This is a genomic window from Thiocapsa sp. C2-2m (genome assembly GCF_041903745.1).
Taxonomy (GTDB): Bacteria; Pseudomonadota; Gammaproteobacteria; order Chromatiales; family Chromatiaceae; genus Thiocapsa; species Thiocapsa roseilacustris.
The window spans coordinates 68663-86170 of record NZ_JBBWVD010000018.1; the positions used below are offsets into that span (position 1 = coordinate 68663).

At 63.6% G+C, this 17508-nt stretch carries 17 protein-coding genes; 5 read left to right on the forward strand and 12 right to left on the reverse strand.

Annotated features, from left to right (window positions below):
• Positions 1 to 39: 39 nt before the first annotated feature.
• From AADX97_RS15345 to AADX97_RS15355, 3 genes are all read right to left on the reverse strand, one after another.
• Positions 40 to 2400, reverse strand: coding sequence for an NADP-dependent malic enzyme (locus AADX97_RS15345; RefSeq protein ID WP_374234483.1), 2361 nt, complete (start codon positions 2398 to 2400; stop codon positions 40 to 42).
• Positions 2401 to 2640: 240 nt separating this feature from the next.
• Complete coding sequence (locus AADX97_RS15350; RefSeq protein WP_374234482.1) at positions 2641 to 3075, reverse strand: DUF29 domain-containing protein; 435 nt, start codon at positions 3073 to 3075, stop codon at positions 2641 to 2643.
• Between the two features lie 127 nt (positions 3076 to 3202).
• On the reverse strand, positions 3203 to 4156 hold the full coding sequence (locus AADX97_RS15355; protein ID WP_374234480.1) for an NmrA/HSCARG family protein: 954 nt from the start codon (positions 4154 to 4156) through the stop codon (positions 3203 to 3205).
• Between the two features lie 262 nt (positions 4157 to 4418).
• Between AADX97_RS15355 and AADX97_RS15360 the strand changes: the two genes are divergently transcribed.
• Positions 4419 to 5822: a DUF6056 family protein gene (locus AADX97_RS15360; protein WP_374234478.1), complete on the forward strand. Its 1404-nt coding sequence runs from the start codon at positions 4419 to 4421 to the stop codon at positions 5820 to 5822.
• Between the two features lie 357 nt (positions 5823 to 6179).
• On the forward strand, positions 6180 to 6419 hold the full coding sequence (locus AADX97_RS15365; RefSeq protein WP_374234476.1) for an RND transporter: 240 nt from the start codon (positions 6180 to 6182) through the stop codon (positions 6417 to 6419).
• Here the strand turns inward: AADX97_RS15365 and AADX97_RS15370 are convergent.
• The 3 genes from AADX97_RS15370 to cmoA are packed head-to-tail and all read right to left on the reverse strand — an operon-like array spanning position 6364 to position 8713.
• Entirely contained in the window at positions 6364 to 7008 is a 645-nt protein-coding gene (locus AADX97_RS15370) for a putative molybdenum carrier protein (protein WP_374234474.1), read from the reverse strand. The genes AADX97_RS15365 and AADX97_RS15370 overlap by 56 nt on opposite strands.
• Positions 7005 to 7997, reverse strand: coding sequence for a tRNA 5-methoxyuridine(34)/uridine 5-oxyacetic acid(34) synthase CmoB (cmoB, locus tag AADX97_RS15375; protein ID WP_374234472.1), 993 nt, complete (start codon positions 7995 to 7997; stop codon positions 7005 to 7007). Before cmoB ends, AADX97_RS15370 begins: the two co-directional genes overlap by 4 nt.
• Entirely contained in the window at positions 7988 to 8713 is a 726-nt protein-coding gene (gene cmoA, locus AADX97_RS15380) for a carboxy-S-adenosyl-L-methionine synthase CmoA (RefSeq protein WP_374234470.1), read from the reverse strand. Before cmoA ends, cmoB begins: the two co-directional genes overlap by 10 nt.
• Before the next feature lie 160 nt (positions 8714 to 8873).
• Here cmoA and ppk1 point away from each other — a divergent pair, with 160 nt between their 5' ends.
• Positions 8874 to 11117 carry a polyphosphate kinase 1 gene (gene ppk1 / locus AADX97_RS15385; RefSeq protein ID WP_374234468.1) on the forward strand — a complete coding sequence of 748 codons (2244 nt, stop codon included), beginning with the start codon at positions 8874 to 8876 and terminating at the stop codon, positions 11115 to 11117.
• On the opposite strand, the gene AADX97_RS15390 is transcribed toward ppk1, so the two are convergent.
• The 5 genes from AADX97_RS15390 to AADX97_RS15410 form a co-directional block, all read right to left on the reverse strand.
• Positions 11110 to 11523, reverse strand: a complete 414-nt coding sequence (locus tag AADX97_RS15390) for a hypothetical protein (protein WP_374234466.1) — start codon at positions 11521 to 11523, stop codon at positions 11110 to 11112. The two genes, ppk1 and AADX97_RS15390, sit on opposite strands and share 8 nt — an antisense overlap.
• 92 nt (positions 11524 to 11615) lie before the next feature.
• The gene (locus AADX97_RS15395; RefSeq protein WP_374234464.1) at positions 11616 to 12239 is read right to left on the reverse strand and encodes a DUF2076 domain-containing protein; all 624 of its coding nucleotides are present in this window, start codon (positions 12237 to 12239) and stop codon (positions 11616 to 11618) included.
• A gap of 204 nt (positions 12240 to 12443) precedes the next feature.
• Positions 12444 to 13121: a DUF2779 domain-containing protein gene (locus tag AADX97_RS15400; protein ID WP_374234462.1), complete on the reverse strand. Its 678-nt coding sequence runs from the start codon at positions 13119 to 13121 to the stop codon at positions 12444 to 12446.
• 366 nt (positions 13122 to 13487) lie between these two features.
• Positions 13488 to 13865: a DUF2784 domain-containing protein gene (locus tag AADX97_RS15405; protein ID WP_374234460.1), complete on the reverse strand. Its 378-nt coding sequence runs from the start codon at positions 13863 to 13865 to the stop codon at positions 13488 to 13490.
• Between the two features lie 53 nt (positions 13866 to 13918).
• A complete protein-coding gene (locus AADX97_RS15410; protein ID WP_374234459.1) occupies positions 13919 to 15001 on the reverse strand; it encodes an adenylate/guanylate cyclase domain-containing protein in 1083 nt (360 codons plus the stop codon).
• Between the two features lie 381 nt (positions 15002 to 15382).
• On the opposite strand from AADX97_RS15410, the gene AADX97_RS15415 reads away from it, so the two are divergent.
• Entirely contained in the window at positions 15383 to 15811 is a 429-nt protein-coding gene (locus tag AADX97_RS15415; RefSeq protein ID WP_374234457.1) for a hypothetical protein, read from the forward strand.
• A gap of 200 nt (positions 15812 to 16011) precedes the next feature.
• Positions 16012 to 16515, forward strand: coding sequence for a YbaN family protein (locus AADX97_RS15420; protein ID WP_374234455.1), 504 nt, complete (start codon positions 16012 to 16014; stop codon positions 16513 to 16515).
• Positions 16516 to 16637: 122 nt separating this feature from the next.
• On the opposite strand, the gene AADX97_RS15425 is transcribed toward AADX97_RS15420, so the two are convergent.
• Positions 16638 to 17498, reverse strand: coding sequence for an oxidoreductase (locus tag AADX97_RS15425; protein WP_374234454.1), 861 nt, complete (start codon positions 17496 to 17498; stop codon positions 16638 to 16640).
• Positions 17499 to 17508 lie beyond the last annotated feature (10 nt).

Below are 17508 nucleotides of genomic sequence, written 5' to 3' on the forward strand. Positions count from 1 at the left end.
CGCCGACGGTTGGTTGTGCCTCGCACGGCTCGGCACAACCTACGGCGCTGCTGGCAGGTCATCGGCCGGCTTCGCTTGAGAGGAGTCCGATACATGCCGCGCGGCCGCCGCGCTCGCCACAGCCAAGGTGGTCATGTTCAGGGTGCGCCGCACGGTGGCGGCAGGGGTGAGGATACAGGCCGTCGCGGCCGCCCCCATCAAGATCGGGCCCACGGTCACACCGCCGCTGGTGGTGGTCTTGAGCACGGTGTAGAGGATGTTGGCGGCATCGAGGTTGGGGCAGATCAGCAGGTTCGCGGAGCCACCGAGGGTGGTGTCAGCCAGGTAACGGCTGCGGATGTCTTCCTCCAGCGCGGCGTCGCCGTGTAATTCGCCGTCGCATTCGACCTCGGGGTGGCTGGCGACGAAGAGGTCACGCGCCAGACGCATCTTCTTCGCCGAAGCACGCTTGGACGAGCCGAAGCTCGAGTGCGACAGAAAGGCCACCTTCGGCGGCAGGCCGAAGCGCTGAATCTCCTGCACGGCCATCCAGGCGATCTCGGCCAGTTGTTCCGCGCCTGGGTCTTCGTTCACGTAGGTATCGGCAATGAAAAGCGGTCCGCCGCGCTCCGTCATCAGCGCGTTGAGTGCAGCGTAATTGCTCACGCCCGGCCGCAGGCCGATGATGCTGTGGATGCGCTCGAGATGGGTCTCATAGCTGCCGGCCAGGCCGCAGATCATGGCGTCGGCGTGGCCCAGAGCGACCATCAGCGAGCCGATGATGGTGTTGGAGCGACGCACCGCCGCCGCGGCCACCTCGGGCGTGACGCCGTTGCGGCCCATGAGTCGGTGGTAATGATCACGGTACAGGTTGATGCGCGGGTCCTGCTCGGGGTTGACGTTCTCGACATCCTCCCCGAGACGCATGCGCAGACCGGCCTTCTCGATCTGGGCCTGGATCACGGCAGGACGTCCGATCAGGATGGGCCGAGCCAGGCGATCGTCGAGCGCGATCTGAGCGGCCCGCAGGGCGCGTTCGTCCTCGCCGTCGGCAAAGGCCACGCGCTTCCTGGCGTCGGGCAGGGCCCTGGCGGCATTGATGACCGGGCGCATCAGGATGCCGGTCTGGTAAACGAAGAGCATCAAGCTCTCTCGGTAGGCCTGCATGTCGGTAATGGGGCGCGTGGCCACACCCGAGTCGGCGGCGGCCCGGGCCACGGCGGGCGCAATGTGCAGGATCAGGCGCGTGTCGAAGGGCTTGGGGATCAGATAATCGGGGCCGAAGACCAGGTCCTGCCCGGCGTATGCCGTCGCCACTTCGGCACTGCTCTCGCTCTTTGCCAGATCGGCGATCTCGCGAACGCAGGCAAGCTTCATCTCCGCCGTGATCTTGGTGGCGCCGCTGTCGAGCGCACCCCGAAAGATATAGGGGAAGCACAGGACATTGTTGACCTGATTGGGGTAGTCCGAGCGGCCGGTGGCGATGATGCAGTCGGGCCGCGCGAGCTTGGCCAGCTCCGGGCGGATCTCCGGCTCCGGGTTGGCCAGGGCCAGGATGATGGGCCGATCGGCCATGGTCTTCACCATCTCCACCGTCAACACGCCGGGTGCGGAGCACCCTAGAAAGACATCGGCGCCGTCGACCACGTCGGCCAGGGTGCGCGCGTCGGTCTGCTGCGCATAGCGGGCCTTGGATGGGTCGAACCCGCCCGGACGGCCCTCGTAGATCACGCCCTTGGAATCGACCATGAAGACAAGCTCGCGCCGGATACCCAGACCGATCATCACCTCGACGCAGGCGATCGCCGCCGCACCGGCACCCGAGACGGCCATCTTCACGGTATCGATGGCCTTGCCGACCAGTTCCAGAGCGTTCAAGAGCGCGGCACTTGAGATGATGGCCGTGCCATGCTGATCATCATGGAACACCGGGATGTTCATGCGTTTGCTGAGCTCGCGCTCGATGTAGAAGCATTCCGGCGCCTTGATGTCCTCCAGATTGATGCCGCCCAGCGTCGGTTCGAGCGCGGCAATGATCTCAATCAGCTTGTCCGGATCACGCTCGGCCAGCTCGATGTCGAACACATCGATGCCCGCGAATTTTTTGAACAGGCAGCCCTTGCCCTCCATCACGGGTTTTGCAGCCAACGGCCCGATGTCGCCCAAGCCGAGCACGGCCGTGCCGTTGGTCACCACGCCCACCAGATTGCCGCGCGAGGTGTACTCCGCCGCGAGCGCCGGATCGGCCTGGATATCGAGACAGGGATAGGCCACGCCGGGCGAGTAGGCCAGCGAGAGATCGCGTTGGTTCGACAGCGGCTTGGAGGGCGTGACGGCGATCTTGCCGCGAGTGGGGCTACGGTGATACTCCCGGGCAGCGTCACGCAATGCCTGCTCGGCGGTGGACAGATTCGATGTCATTGGAGTGCAAAGTTTCCGTGGTTGATGATCGACGCTCGGCAGACAACGTTATCAGGGGCGCCGGTGTCGAGGAATGCCTTTTCACGAGATCGGACGGGTGGACGAGCGTCGTAGGGTAGACAAGCGTAGCGCAGTCCACCAGCGCCGGTGCAGAGCTCGGTGGACCTCGCTCTCGCTCGTCTACCCTACCGTTACGATTCAGCGACGCAGCCGAACATGCGAGCTCGCGTCCGCGCGAGGCTAGGCCGGCAAGAAATCGTCGGCGAGGATCTGCTCGATCGTCCATGGGCAGTCGTCCGGGAAGGCACCCATTCCCGTTTCGTCGATCGCGAGCGTAACCGCATCGGCCCAGATCGCGCCCTGCCATTCGGCGTCGGCGAGTCTCGGCTTCAAGCTCGGTACCTGTTTGAGATGAAACGCCAGGGCCTTGCGCTGCTCCTTGATCGTTCGCCGCCAACTGTTGCTTTGGCGCTCAGGCTGATACTGCCATTTGATGAGATGCGCAATCAGCACGGCCATGCGGCTCGCCAGCTCGCGTTGTTCGCTCTTGCCCACGTCTTCGATTTCCTCGGCGATGTGCTCTAGGTCAAGCTGATCAAACCGACCCGCGCGGATTAGGCGCGCTTGCTCGTTCGCCCAGGCGACAACGTCTGCGTCATAGCTGATGGTCGTCATCGTTCTCTCCACTCGAAGCCGTGTGTCCCCATATCAACAAGGCATCCACCCGGCCCCCAACACACCCTCGGCACCCACCACCGGCACCGCACCGGAGGCGACGGTCATTGACCCGGCGCGAGTCGGTTTACCCGCCGCGCGGGATGCGATCCTTGTTGATCTCCAACCACTTACGAAACGACTTCAAGGATGGATTCAGTGCGCGAGCGACCGCCGGATCCCGCGCGCCGCAGAAGTCGGTCTCGAAGTCGCGCTTGAACTGGAACATATTCCCCAGGTCATCCGCTCCGGAGAAACCCAAACCACGGAAGACCTCGGCAGGGATGGCGCGGTAGCGCACCTCCTCGCCAAACGCATCGGACAGTGCGGCGGCCATCTGCTCGCCCGTCAGATGCTCGCCCGCGATACCGACCGTCCGGCCAATAGACTGCTCGCCCTGCTTGAAGATGCCGTAGGCACAGCGCCCGATATCCTCGGCGGCGATGCCCGGCAGCTTCTTGTCGTCCATCGGCAGCGTGAAGACGAGTCGGCCGTCGGACTCGCGCCGAGGCCCCATGCCGAAGTGGATGAGGTTCTCCCAATAGAAGGAGGTCAACAAGAAGGTCGTCGGCACGCCCATCTCGGTGAAGATGAGGTTGGATTCGCCCTTGGCATCGAAGTGCGGAACCTTGTAGTGCTCCATGAGGGTCGGCATCCGCTCATCCTCGAGCGGCACCCACAGACGCGTGTCTTCGAGGGTCGACCAGATGGCGTGGCGCAGTCCGACCGCCTTTGCCGCGGTCGCCATGTTCATGACCTCTGTCTTCTCCTTCTCGGGCGAGAAATGCGCCCAGAAGAAGGTGACGAAATAAGCCCCGTAGGCCCCGTCCAGGACTCGGCGCAAACTGGCCTCGTCGTCGACATCGGCCGCCACGACCTCCGCTCCAAGCTCGGCCAACGCCTTGGCCTTCTCCGAGTCGACATCCCGCGTGATGGCGCGCACCGCAAAACCGCCGTTCGGGTCGTCGAGGATGGCGCGCGCTAAACCGCCGCCCTGTGCGCCCGTGGCGCCGAAGACGGCAATGATCTTTGGGTTGCTCATGATGGCTGTGACCTCCAAGGAGAGACGAATACCGATCGGGCCGGAAGCACGCCCGAGTCGGGTGTTTCGCGACCTGGCGAGTATACTGCGTCGTGCCGGCGCCTCGCCGGAGCAGCATACGAACACTCAGACGCCGGTGCCCCGCCTTGCTTAGTCCGACGAGAAACCGCGACACCGAGCAATGCGTTCGCTCTGTCATCCCGATCCGCCGTCGCCGGCTCGGCGACCTTCCAAGGGCCGACCTTTGACCGCGCAAACCACAATGCAGGCCCGACGGATCGCCTTCGGCGTCGTCCTCGTCTGTCTCGCACTGCTCTCCCTGTTGCTTGCCTTGGGGCTCTACGCCCATCCGACAAGCGATGATTTCGATTATGCCTATGTCGCCCGCGAGCATGGCATCCTCGGCGGGGTCATCCATTTCTATCAGAACTGGAGCGGTCGCTATGCGAGTGCCGCCGTCACGCTCGCGTTCGGCCGCTGGGTGGATCTCACACAGTCCTATTGGATCGTAACCGCGGCGAGCCTCTTGACCCTCTATGCGGCCTTTCTCTACGCATTCCGCGCACTCTGCCGGCTGCTCGGGATCGGCCGCCCGATCGTGCTCGGCCATCTTGCCTTCCTGTTTTACGTGCTGTTCATCCCGAGACTCGACACCGCCTTTTACTGGCTGGCCGGGGCCGCGACCTATCAAGCGGGCAACGCCTTGTTTCTCCTATTCGTCGGGGTCTGGGCCGATTATTTCGGCGGTCCCGCGACGCAGACCCGCGATCTGCGTTTCGGCCTGATCTTGGCCGCACTCGCGGCGCTGATCGCCGGGATGAACGAGACGATCATGTTGGTGACGGCGGGGTTGTCGGCATTGATGGCCGTGGTCGTGCTGCGTCTGCGAGGGCCGCGGATCGGCGTCTGGCTGCCGCCTTTGATCGTCATCATGGTACTGGGCGCGATCGCCGCATTCGCTCCCGGCCATGAGGTGCGCATGGGGATCATCGGCGAGGTCGGGAACGAATCCCCGGGTCGCAGCCTGCTGATCTCGGTCTTCCACGCGCTTTTGACCGCGCTGAAGCTGGTCTTGTTTGCCCTGGTCTTTCTTCAGATCGGCTTCGTTCGTACGATCCTGGCCGAGGGTCTCGCGCGCTTCGACGGCATCCTCGGGCGTCTATCCGCAGCGGACCGGATCCTGCTCGCGCTGGCGTTTCTCGGGTTGCTCGTCCTGCTCTTCTTCCCGGCCGCTTGGGCGAAAGGGGCGGAGGCGCCCGGACGGGTGCAGAGCATCAGCGTCTTGCTCGGCACGCTAGTCCTGATTCCGACCATGGCGGCGCTGCGATCAGCGTTCGGGGATCGCCTTTATCCGAGCAGGATGTCGATTCGCCGCCTGGTCTCGGCCGGCAGTCTGATCGCTCTGCTCCTAGTCTCCAATGTCCCCAAGATCGCCCGCGACATCCCGCGCCTGCAGACCTTCCATGCCGAGAAGTTGGCCCGCTACGCGCTGATCCGCGAGGCGCAGGCGCGCGAGCTCACGGAACTGAGTCTGCCGCCTTTGCGCACGCGCATGAAGGTGCTCTATTCGGAGGAGCTCAAACCCTACGAGCGCCGCGAGGAGAATCGACTCTTCGGGGGCTACTTCGGATGGAACCATCCGATTTGGGCCGAGGGCTCGCCTTAGTTGAGCTCCGGAAACCGCTATAGGAACGATTCAAGAACAAGGAAAACAACTCGACGAGAGAATACTCATGCCACGATTCTCGTTGTCGTTGTCGATTACGACAACGACAACCATTAGGCAGAAGTTGTGCTTCCTATCGTCAGCACAACCTACGGGTATCGAGGTTTCCGGTAGTCGCTTTAGGCATCCGGTGACTGTTCGAAAATGCGGTACGCCGCAGTTGCCGGGCAGGCCGGAGTGAACTTGCGCAGTTCTGCCCGGGATCCATCGGGGCCGACACCACTGAACCGTCCTCGCCTTTTCCCTCTTGACTGCGCCGGGATCGGACCGACCCCGGGCACACACAGGACTGATCCGATGCTCAGCTGGACCGACCGCTTTCCGCTCTATCTCTTCATCATCGCCGCCCTGACCCTGGGTCTATCGCCCTTCGTTCCGGAACCGCATCTTTGGGAAAAGCTCAAGATGCTGGCCGACGGGACCTTGGTGAAACCGATCGACATCTTCGACCTGCTGCTGCATGCAACGCCTTGGGTCCTGCTCATCCTGAAGCTATCGCGTCTCCTGACGCTTCGGCGGGACGCGACGCCTCGCTGAGGGGAGACCAAGTGCGAAAGACCGCCGCGAAGATTCGCTGCGACTCCTCGCCGATCCCCTTTGCACCGGATTCCCGAGGTCCGGCACAGTTGAGGATCCCAACGTGGTTCGCGACCAGCCAGTCGGCGATCGCCCGGACATCGATCGCCGCCGCGAGGTCGCGCACCAGCAGGGGTTTGCCGAGTCGGCGCGCCAGCTCCGCGGTCAGGCGTGTGCCGCCGCTCATGGGGCCGCGATGCAGGATCAGGGTGGCGTCGCTGTCGCGGACGTTCCACTCGGTGCGTTCCGCGTAGTCGGCGCTCGGGGTCTCGCCCAAGGCATAGCGCTCCGGGATGGGACCGTCCTCGCCGCGACGCCCGCGCGGGCACCAACCGCCGATCGACAGACCCAGTGCGAGTGCGGCATCCAAGGCCGCGCGATCGACCCCGGTTTGCCCTCCCGAGACCACCCGGATGCCCGACGCAGGCGCCGGCAGATCACCCCCCTCGACGGACCTACGTGCAGCCAAGAGCTCCGCATCCCGCCGGGCGAAATAGAGATCCTCCTCGGCCTTCTCCTTGAGTTTGAGCTTATCGACGAAGCCGGTCATGGGTTGGACTCCGGTCTGTTCGCGATCAGGACGGCGCGTACGGGCGCCGGGTGTTCCTCGACAGTGCGGCTCGGATCGATCGGATCCAGATGATCGGGCAACGACTGGAAGCGCATCCACGCCGTTGAGCGCTGCTCGTCCGGGCCGGTACGAGTGACGTCGACGACACGGATCCCGATGTATCCGCAGCGACCGAGCCAGAGCGCCAGCGCATCGACCGTCGGGATGAACCAGACATTGCGCATGGCGGCATAGCGTCCCGGCGGGACCAGCAATCCCTCGCCCTCGCCTTCCAGCACCAGTGTTTCCAGGACCAGCTCTCCGCCGGGACGCAGCAGTCGATGCAGGTCCATCAGGTGATCGATCGGCGAGCGCCGGTGATAGAGCACGCCCATCGAGAAGACCGTATCGAAGCCGGTGAGATCCCCGGGCAGATCCTCGATGCCGAGCGGCAGAACCGACAGATCGTCCCGCGCCAAATAGCGGTCGATCGCCATCCACTGGAGCACGAACACCGGCGTCGGATCGATTCCCATCACCAACCGGGCGCCGGCCCCGAGCATGCGCCAGCCGTGATAGCCGTTGCCGCAACCCACGTCGAGCACCAGGCGATCGGCGAGCGGCGCGATGGCCCCGGCCAAGCGTTCCCACTTTAGATCCGAGCGCCACTCGGTGTCGATGTGCACGCCCTGAATACAGAAGGGACCCTTGCGCCAGGGATGCAGGTCCATCAGCGCCTCGGTCAAAGACCGCCCGAGATCCGCATCGAGCGGCCCGGCGCCTTCGATCCCGACACAGGGACGATCCAGGCAAGACCGACCGCTCGGCAGGTCCGGCAGCCGCGCCAACGCCGCTTCCCATTTCGGCAGGTCTCCATGTGCCCGTTCACTCAACCGAAGCGCGATGGCCTCGGCCAGCGTTTCGCGCCAGGCACCCAAACCGGTCCGCCCGAGCCGATCGAGAAAGGGCTCGAACGGCGTCAGGTCCATGCGACCCAGGCCACGAAGTTGAGGTTCTGGAACCAGCGCAGATGGCCGGCGAACCCGGCATCGCGGAGTCGCCGCTCATGGGTCTCGACGGTTTCCGAGACAAGCACGCGCTCGAGCGCCGCACGCTTGCGGCTGATCGCCAGCTCGCTGTAGCCGTTCGCACGCTTGAAGTCCTCGTGGAGGTTGCGCATCAGGCGCCCACCCTGCGCGTCGGGGATCTCGACCTTCTCGGCCAGCACCAACATCCCGCCCGGGACCAGACCGGCGCGCAGACGGGACATCAGGGCGTCGCGCCGCTCGGGCGGGATGAACTGGAGCGTCAGATTCAAAACGACCAGTCCGGCGCCGCCGACCTCGACGGCTTCGAGATCCGCGCGCAGCGGCACGAGTCGCTCGATCCCGGGGACACCGGAGAGCCGCGTCACCATGCCATCGATCATCGCCTCGGAGGCATCGACGGCGATCACGGACACATCCGCCGGGGTCTGCAGCAGCAGCTCGCGGGTGACCGCACCCAATGAGCACCCCAAGTCGTAACAGCGCGTTCCCGGCCGCACCACCCTCCGGGCGATGAGTCCGGTGAGGCCCACCAGCTCGGCATATCCCGGGACCGAACGACGCACCATATCCGGGAAGACCCGAGCGACGTCGGCATCGAACTCGAACGGCTTGATCGGCGCGCTCGGCCGATCGAAAAGGTCATCGGGCTCGTTCATCCTCAAATTTCGCATCCTCGATCACCGTCCAGATGGGCTTGCGGCAACACCCAAGGCAAGGCAGAGTCACGTCACGTAACCGCCATCGTCGACCCGTGCTCGGTATACAATAACCGCCCCGCCCACACCACTGCCGACCTGCCGTCAAAGGGAACGCAACATGATGAACAAGAACGAGATCCAGCAAGCCATCGACGAGGACTCCGATTTCGCGCAGGACGTCGACCCGCCCCCGGGCGTCGCCCTGAGTGTCGCGGACGAGATCGACCTCGGCGACCCCTCACTCTATCTGAATCGCGAGCTGACCTGGCTTGCGTTCAACCGCCGCGTCCTCAACGAGGCGAACGACAGCCGCACCCCGTTGCTGGAGCGGGTGAAGTTCCTGGCGATCGTCAGCAACAACCTCGATGAATTCTTCATGAAACGCATCGGGGGGCTCAAGCAGCAGATCGCCGCCGGGGTGCATACCCCGAGCGTCGACGGCCGCACCCCCTTGCAGCAGCTCAAGGAATGCCAGGCCGCGGTCCGCGAGTTTCAGATCGAGATGCAACGCATCGACAGCATTTTGAGGCAGGAGATCGCACAACACGATATCCGCATCGCCCTCTACGACGATCTGCCGGCGGACGCACGCGAGCGGCTGCGCGATTATTTCCGCGCCAACATCTTCCCGATGCTCACCCCCTTGGCCATGGATCCGGCTCATCCCTTCCCCTTCATCTCAAATCTGACCCTGAACCTACTGGTAACCCTGCGCTTCCCGGGCGGCAGCGAGGCCTACATGGCTCGTGTGAAGGTGCCGGTGAGCAAGGACGTGTCGCGTCGTCTGATCCCCGTCGACGGCACCACCACCTTCGTCACACTCGAAGACCTGATGGTGAAGAACCTCGACATGCTCTTCCCGGGCATGGAGATCGACTCCTGCGCCCTCTTCCGGATCACCCGCAACGCCATCGTCGAGCCGGAGGCCGAGGCGGCGAACGATCTGCTGGAGATGATCGAAAGCGAGCTGCGCGAGCGCCACTTCGCGCCGATCGTGCGCCTGGAGGTCCAGCCCGGCATGGAACGGACCCATCGGGGCATGCTCGCCGCCGAGCTGGGTCTGAACGAGGACGAGGACGTCTTCGAGGTCGAGGGCATGATGGGTCTGCGCGATCTCTTCGAGATTGCCGCCATCGACAAACCCGAGCTTCACGACAAGACCCACCGCGCGGTCGATCATCCATTGCTCGCCAACGACCGGCGCAACATCTTCCACATCATCCGCGAGAACGGACCGCTCCTGCTCCAGCACCCCTATCAGGCATTCAGTACCTCGGTCGAGCGCTTCCTGCGGACAGCCGCGGAAGACCCCAAGGTGCTCGCCATCAAGATGACGCTGTACCGCACTTCGGCCGGCCCGATCCTGGACTCGCTGATGCAGGCCGCGCGCAACGGCAAGCAGGTCGCTGTGCTCGTCGAGCTCAAGGCCCGCTTCGACGAGGCCGCCAACATCGTCTGGGCCCGGCGCCTGGAGGCCGAGGGTATCCATGTCAACTACGGCGTCATGGGACTGAAGACCCACAGCAAGCTCATCTTCGTCGTGCGGCGCGACTACTCGCAACTGCGCCGCTATTACCACATCGGCACCGGCAACTATCACTCCGGGACGGCCAAGCTCTACACGGATCTCGGCATGCTCGGCTGCGACGAGGATATCGGCCAGGATCTCACCGAGCTTTTTAACTATCTGACGGGCTATTCGCCGCCCCCGAGCTATCGCAAGATCCTCGCCGCGCCCTATACGCTCAAGCGCGGGATCATCGAGAAGATCAACCGCGAGATCGAGCATCACAAGCGCCAAGGCGGCGGACTCATCCAGATGAAGATGAATGCACTGGAAGACGCCGAGATCACGCACGCGCTCTATAAGGCCAGCCGCGCCGGCGTGAAGGTCGATCTCATCATCCGCGACACCTGCCGCTACCGACCCGGACTGCCCGGGATCAGCGAAACCGGTCGCGTCGTCAGCATCGTCGGGCGCTTCCTCGAGCACGCACGCATCATCTATTTCAGAAACGGCGGCGCGGAAGAGTATTACATCGGCTCGGCCGACATGATGGGCCGTAACCTCGACAGCCGCGTCGAGGTCCACGCACCGGTCGAGAACCCGGAGCTGCGCCAAGAGCTGCGCCTCATCCTGGACGTTCAGTTCGCGGACACCCGCTCCGCTTGGGACATGGATTCGGACGGCATCTACACCCAACGCACCCCGGAAGACGAGAACGCCAAGGGTGCTCAGGAGACCCTGATCGGTGTCGCCGAGAAGCGTCTCGCCGCCGCGGCCAAGCACAAGGAGAAGAAGGTGCGCTCCAAGCTCTTGAGCCATTTCCAGTGGCGGTTGCGGGACAAGAACCTCAAGTAGCCGGAGGCCGGGGCACAATGGACGTGCCCACCACGCCCATTCGCCCATCCTGGGCTCGGATGTCGGGGTTGGCGCAGATCACGCGCTCGACCGCGGTTCTGGCATTGGCGCAGTCCCAGTCGGCAACGGGATCTCCAGGTGCGGACTTGACCGGTGCGCGTGCCGGCTTTTCGGCTTGCGTGCGCCGACCTTCATCCACGCAACCGTCTTTGTAGGCATAACCATTGTCGCCATCGTTGCGGGCGCACCAGGCATCGCCCGCTGGATATCGGCAAGGACTGGAGGCGGCGTCGATATCCAGACAGGCCGCATCCACCACGGCGACGGACAGTGCGCAGAAGAACGCGGTCGCGAGCCGTCCGAAACGTCGATTCTTCAGGTGCACATCCGTCAGTGCTCGGAGCAAGGACAATCCTCGTCCGGCGGGGGAAGCGCATCGCCGACCTTTGGGGCCAAACCGGCCCCGTGCAGCAGCAACGGCGATGCGCCCGGCGCGGGTCAGAACTCCTCGAAGGACTCGAAATCACCGCCTTCGTCCGGGAAGGCTTCCTCGGACCCCGGGGGCGCCTCCTCGGGCTCCGCCGGTGCTTCCGACGCCTCTGCCTCATTCCCGCCGAACATGCCGGTCAGGGCGTTGGCCATCAGGATGCCGCCCGCAACGCCGGCGGCGGTCGTCAGGGCCGATGCCATGAAACCACCCCCGGCGGGCTGTGTCGGCTGCGACCAGCCTCGACTCGGAGCTGCGGATTTGCCGAACTCCATGCCCGGAGCCGTCCCGGGCGTACTGCCCGGAGTCATGGCCGGCGTGCGCTCGGCCGCTGGCCGCGCAACGCTCGCACCCGGGACCGCCCCGCCCCCGAAAAGACCGCCGAGAAATCCGCCGCCCGCCGCGGGACGCTCGGCAAGTTGCTGCTCCAACTCCTGAATCCGTTGGTTCTGAGCCTGTACCGTCTGCTCTTGAATCAGAATGACCTGCGACATGTAGTAGGGAGCGGCCGGCTGGCGGCTCACGGCAGCGGCGATCTCCTGCTCCGCAGACGGGTCGCGGGGGCCGGCCTGTTGCTCGGCCTGTTTGAGTTTGGCAAAGAGGTTGCCGATCATGTTCTGCTCGTCGTGATCCACTGGAAATTCTCCTTCCGGTTAAAACGGTTCAGGTCATAACGGGTTGAAACGCTGCAACATAGAGTACCCGTCGGTTTCAAAGGTTCCTCGGGTCTGCTGCCGGGCGCGACGCATTGGGCCGCACGGGCGCCCGCATGTCAAATGCGGCCGACCGGCGTGAACGGGCCAACGCGTCGCCCCCAGCCCTACGCGCTCGGTGCAGGATCAATCGAGCATCGGACCCGATGCGATCGAGGCCGGGTCACCGCCCGTATGCTCGGCGAAGGCTTCCACAAGATCCGAGAGCTGCCGGTCCCCGTACCGAACCAGTGCGCGGGTGAGCTGACGCCGACGGATGATCTGCGTGCGCGCATCGATGAGCTCGAGGTACGCGGCCTGGGCCGCCCGGTCATCGCGCAGCTCCGGCGAGGGGTCGAGGGCATCGTCCGACCACAGGACCAATGCCCCGGGGCGATCGCCCGAAACGGCCTGCAACATGGCGGGATCTTGTCGGTGATTCGCGAGTCGATCGACCTCCACCAATCGGGTCAGAGCATGGGCGAGTGCTCCCGACGCATCGGCAAGATCGCGGTGCAATCCCTGCAGAAGTGCCGTCTCGCGGGCAGAGGGCACCAGAATCGCTCCCTTGCGCGCGATAACGGCGAGCAATGTCTCGACCAGCTCGGGTCGCGGATCGCATCCGCGGGTATCGAGGAAGCCGAACTGGTCGATCAGGCCGCTTTCGGTCTCGACGTGGCAAGACCATTGGTACGGCAGTGGCTCCGCGGGCTGGACGCCGGTCGACATCGGCAGCGGCGTGTCCAGGATGCCGATACGCAGGTAGTGGCGCGGGAAGGCAGTGTCATGCGGGAAAGAGGTGCTGGAGGGCTGGCGAGTAGTCATGATCCTTGGACTCCGGTCCGTTGTTCGGGGATGTCGCGCTCGCCGCGACCCGAGACGTTATCGCTCGGGAGACGTGCGCGATGGACCTAGAGTGCACCGATGACGCGACAGGTCTTGTCGCATCTCGGCGGGGGCGGGGGCGAGGAGTGAGGAGTGAGGAGTGAGGAGTGAGGAGTGAGGAGTGAGGAGTGAGCGGGAGTTCTGCTCGCTGCGGCCACCGACCAACGGGTAAGAAACAAGTTGAGCACCGAACCGTCGTTGCCGTTGTCGTTGCCGTTGTCGTAATCGTGATCGACAATGCCAACACCAACAGCGGCGAAGATGTTCTCTCGTCGCGTTGTTTTACTTATGTTTTTGAACCCTTCCCTACGGACGTCGGCTGCGGCGTTTGCGTTTTCGCCAAAGGTATCCGTAGAGGAGTGCGTTGCCGATCAGGAGGGCGAGGCCGAGCAGGATTTGGGTCCCGCGGGTCAGGCCGGGGGGGTAGATCAAAGGCATAATGTAATGGTCGATGAAGCCGCCGTTGTAGCCGCCCTCGCCTGCTGCAAGGCGCCACTGGATCTCGAGCGGCGTGAGCGGGCAGATGAAACCGCCGAGCTCGATGGCGATGCCCCAGAACAAACATGGCAGATGCAGGTAGGCCACGGCCTGCCAACGCAACGCCAAGAGCCCCCCGAGCGCGACGAAGGCAATGAAGAGTGCGTGCAGCAGGACAAGGCCATCGGCGGCGAGGCTCGGGTTCATGGGAGCGCGGTGCACCGGGGCGGTCACATGGCGGACGCCGATGTGCTGATCGTTCAACGCCGCCAAAGGAGCTGATCGACGTAGCGTTTCACGAGCCGATGTCCGGGCGTGTCGATCGTCGTGAACTCGAGGTTGGTGCGGTGGAGTCCATCGCTCGGCTGGGTTCGCAGGACCCGCGCATAGACCTCGGTCGCCGGATCGGCACCGAACTCGGGTACGAAGGTCAGGATCACCTCCGAATAGGGCGGCAGAATCAGGGGTAGATCGGCATTCATCCCGTAGTAGCTGAGATCGTTCGCCTTGCCCATGAAGCGTTGCGCCAGGATGCATTTGGACTCGACCCGACGGAAGGCGATCGGGAAGTCAACCAGGACGCGCGGCGAGCGACGGATCTCGACCTGCGGAACCACCAGTCGCCGCGGACCTTTGACGGCGAGCAACTCGTAGAGCGTGATTTCGCGCGCCTTACCCTTCACGAAGAGCGAGTTGGCACTACCGATGTCGATATAGTGGCGTGCCGCCGCATAGCTCGAATCGCTGAGCAGAACCTGCCCCCGCAGGCTGTAGCCCTCCATCCGGGCAGTCAGATTGACCGTGTCGCCGATCACGGTGTACTCGTTGTAGATCCGTGAGCCGAAGCTGCCCGCCATCACGCTGCCGCTGTTGACGGCAATGCCGGCGTAGATGCGGGGCTCTCCGATCAGTTGGCTTTCGCGGTTGAGCTCAAGCATCGCCTGCTGCATCTCGACCGCACAGGAGAGCGCGCACTTGAGGTGATCGTCGCGACGGACCGGCGCGCCGAAGAGGGCCATCACCGCATCGCCCATGAACTTGTCGACGACACCGCCGTGACGGCGGACCAGCTCCACCATCCGTGCGAAATACCGATTGAGCAATCGAATGATGGTTTGGGGCGGATGGGATTCGGTTAGCGCCGTGAACCCTCGGATATCGGCGATCAAGATGGTCGCCTCGACCGCTTCGATCGGCCGAGATTCGAGTAAAAAGGCATCGAGCAGCGGGTTGAGCCGCTCGATCATCGCCTCTTCTCGTCGGTTCGGTGGCTCGGTGTCGTAGACCTGTCGCGCCAGGCCGGAGATGCCCGCAACCAACGACTGTCTATCTCTGTGCTGCATTGGACGAGACTGCCTCTAAACCGCGCCCGGTGCGGTATGTATCGTTTGCGGGAGTGGATTGGCCGCGCCAGCTTCGACGACTTTCGGAGCTGGCGCGGTTTAAAGTATTAAAAAATCTTAAATTTTAAACCGCGTCTCACCGAGATCGAGGGCATCTCCAAAGCCAAACGCAAAACGCAAATGACGCATGTCGCTCTGGACGCGGTTTAGATCCCTACCACCAAGAATGGCACAGGTTTGGCGAAGGTGGGATAGAAAATGGAGTGATTGACGTATTTCATGGGAGTATCGTGCCGATCCGGGCAAGCTGTGAGCATCTTAGGGGGATCTCTTCAAGCACCCCCGGCTAATCACACAGAAATCTCAGGAGTGACCCACCGGATGGATCGTTTTACCCGCAACTACAGTATCGCAATCGGCATCATCGTGATCGGCGTCCTGGCCGTGTGGATCGGCTCGGCCTGGAAACCGCAGGTTTGGGAGCTCGATCAAGTGCTCGATACCGACCCGAAAATCTCCCAATACCCGTATCGCTTCAGGGTGGTCTCGTTCGAGAACGGGGTCGCGACGATCTCGACACCGCGCTCCTTCGACGTGCCGGCGTACCGTTTCCTCGCCATTATCCACCCGAATCTGACCAACAAGGCGGACAATGATCCGGAGATGATCGCCGCCCAACAGGGGCTGATCGACCACCAGAAACGTGCCCAAGGTCTGATTCTGGCGCAACCGCAGGTCGAAACCGTGGAGTGGGAGCTGGATACTCAGTGGCTCGCAGCGCGTGGAATCACCGTCTCACCCACGCCTTGAGACGCGTCCGCCGCTTGTCCCTACCCCCTTCCGGCGGATGGGCGTATCGGGTAGGAGCCGCTATACTTTTGTCCTCTCAGTCCGTCGGGCCGTTGTGGGGTCCTTCTGGATGGAGCGGAGCCGCAGGTGAATCTAACCCGGATTTAGGCAATCGAGCCTCGGTGTCCCTTCGGAAGTCGACCCTCAGCCTGGAGCACCCGATGCACGGCAACATCCCCGAGCAAGACCCTCTAGTCGCAAGCATGAGCCAAAGCCGCCGACGGGTTTACAACCTGTTGGGCTGGCTGTGCTTTGGATTGGGCTTTCTGGGGATGGTGTTGCCGCTGATGCCCACGACGGTGTTCTGGATCTGCGCAACCTGGCTGTGGCTGCGCAGCTCACCCAAGCGGGTGCGCTTCCTGGTCGAGCACCCGCGCTTCGGCGCGTCGATTCGAGGCTTTCTCGAGCGCGGCGAGATGTGCCGAACCGGCAAAACCGCGGCCATCGGCAGCATGGCGATCAGTTGGTCGGTCTGGTACGGGCTTGCCACCCCGGGTCCCGTGCTGGCGCTGTCCGTTGCGGCCATTCTGGGCCTGGTGGCGCTGTGGATCGGAACACGGCCGGAGGGTCCCAAACCGCAAACGCAGGTTCGGGTCAGCTTGGACCTCGACGCCTTCTCGCGCGCGCAAGGTCGCGCGAAATCTCCTCGAGATCCGCCGCGCTGATCCGGGTTCAGACTGATCCGCAACGCGGTTCACTCGGCCTCTCCGCGCCTCGGTCCAGCCTCGCTCACAAACCCGCCAGCGCGCCGATCGGATCGGCCAATCCCCGGTATGAATCCCCGGGATCAACCATAGATCAGCTCCGACCAACGTCCCTCGTCGACCATCTTCGACTTGATCGCCTTCCAGTCATCGGGCGAGCCCACCTGCTCCGCCATCACCTTGTCGAAGACCGCTGCAATCTTGCCCAGTCCCGAGAGAAAGACATGCGTATTGGGTTCGTTGATGAGGTGTAATGCCTCTTCGGCGTTGTCGGTCAGACCACGCGCCAATGCCTGCGAGGACGACATCAAGGGACGTGTGCCGAGCGCCCTGAACGCCTTGAAGGTCTTCTCGTCGTAATAGTTGGCGAGATCGGTGGTCTCATCGTTGGTGTACATGAGATCCAGGCCGCTGCGGCCTCCGTAATATAGCCGGACCTGCCCCTTCCAATCACCGCGCCGCTCGTAGATCAACTGTGCAAAGCCACGGAACGGGGCAATGCCGGTCCCGGTTCCGATCATGAGCAGGTTGGCGCGATTGTCCAACGGCATCTTGAACGGGCTGAGATAGGGACCGCTGATGGTCAAGGGGGCGCCCGGCTTCGCGTCGCACAGATAGTTCGATGCGATGCCCGGATAGCGCTCTCCGCTGACCTCGTCGATATAGAAGCAGCGACGCACCAGAAGATCGAGCTCAACCCCGGTATCGAGCGGGACGCTGCGCGCGTTGGCGATCGAATAGCGCCGGACATGATACGGATTACCGAACGGATGCGGACCGGGGACCACCACGCCGATGCTTTGGCCTTCGACGAACTGAAAAGCCGGGTCGGTGACCTGCAGGGTGATGTGACGGACCTCCTCGGATCTCTCGGGTGTGATTCGCTTGGAATCCTTGATGAACGCCTGAGTCGTCGGACCCAAATCGGCTGGGGCTTCATTCATGGTTTAGGTG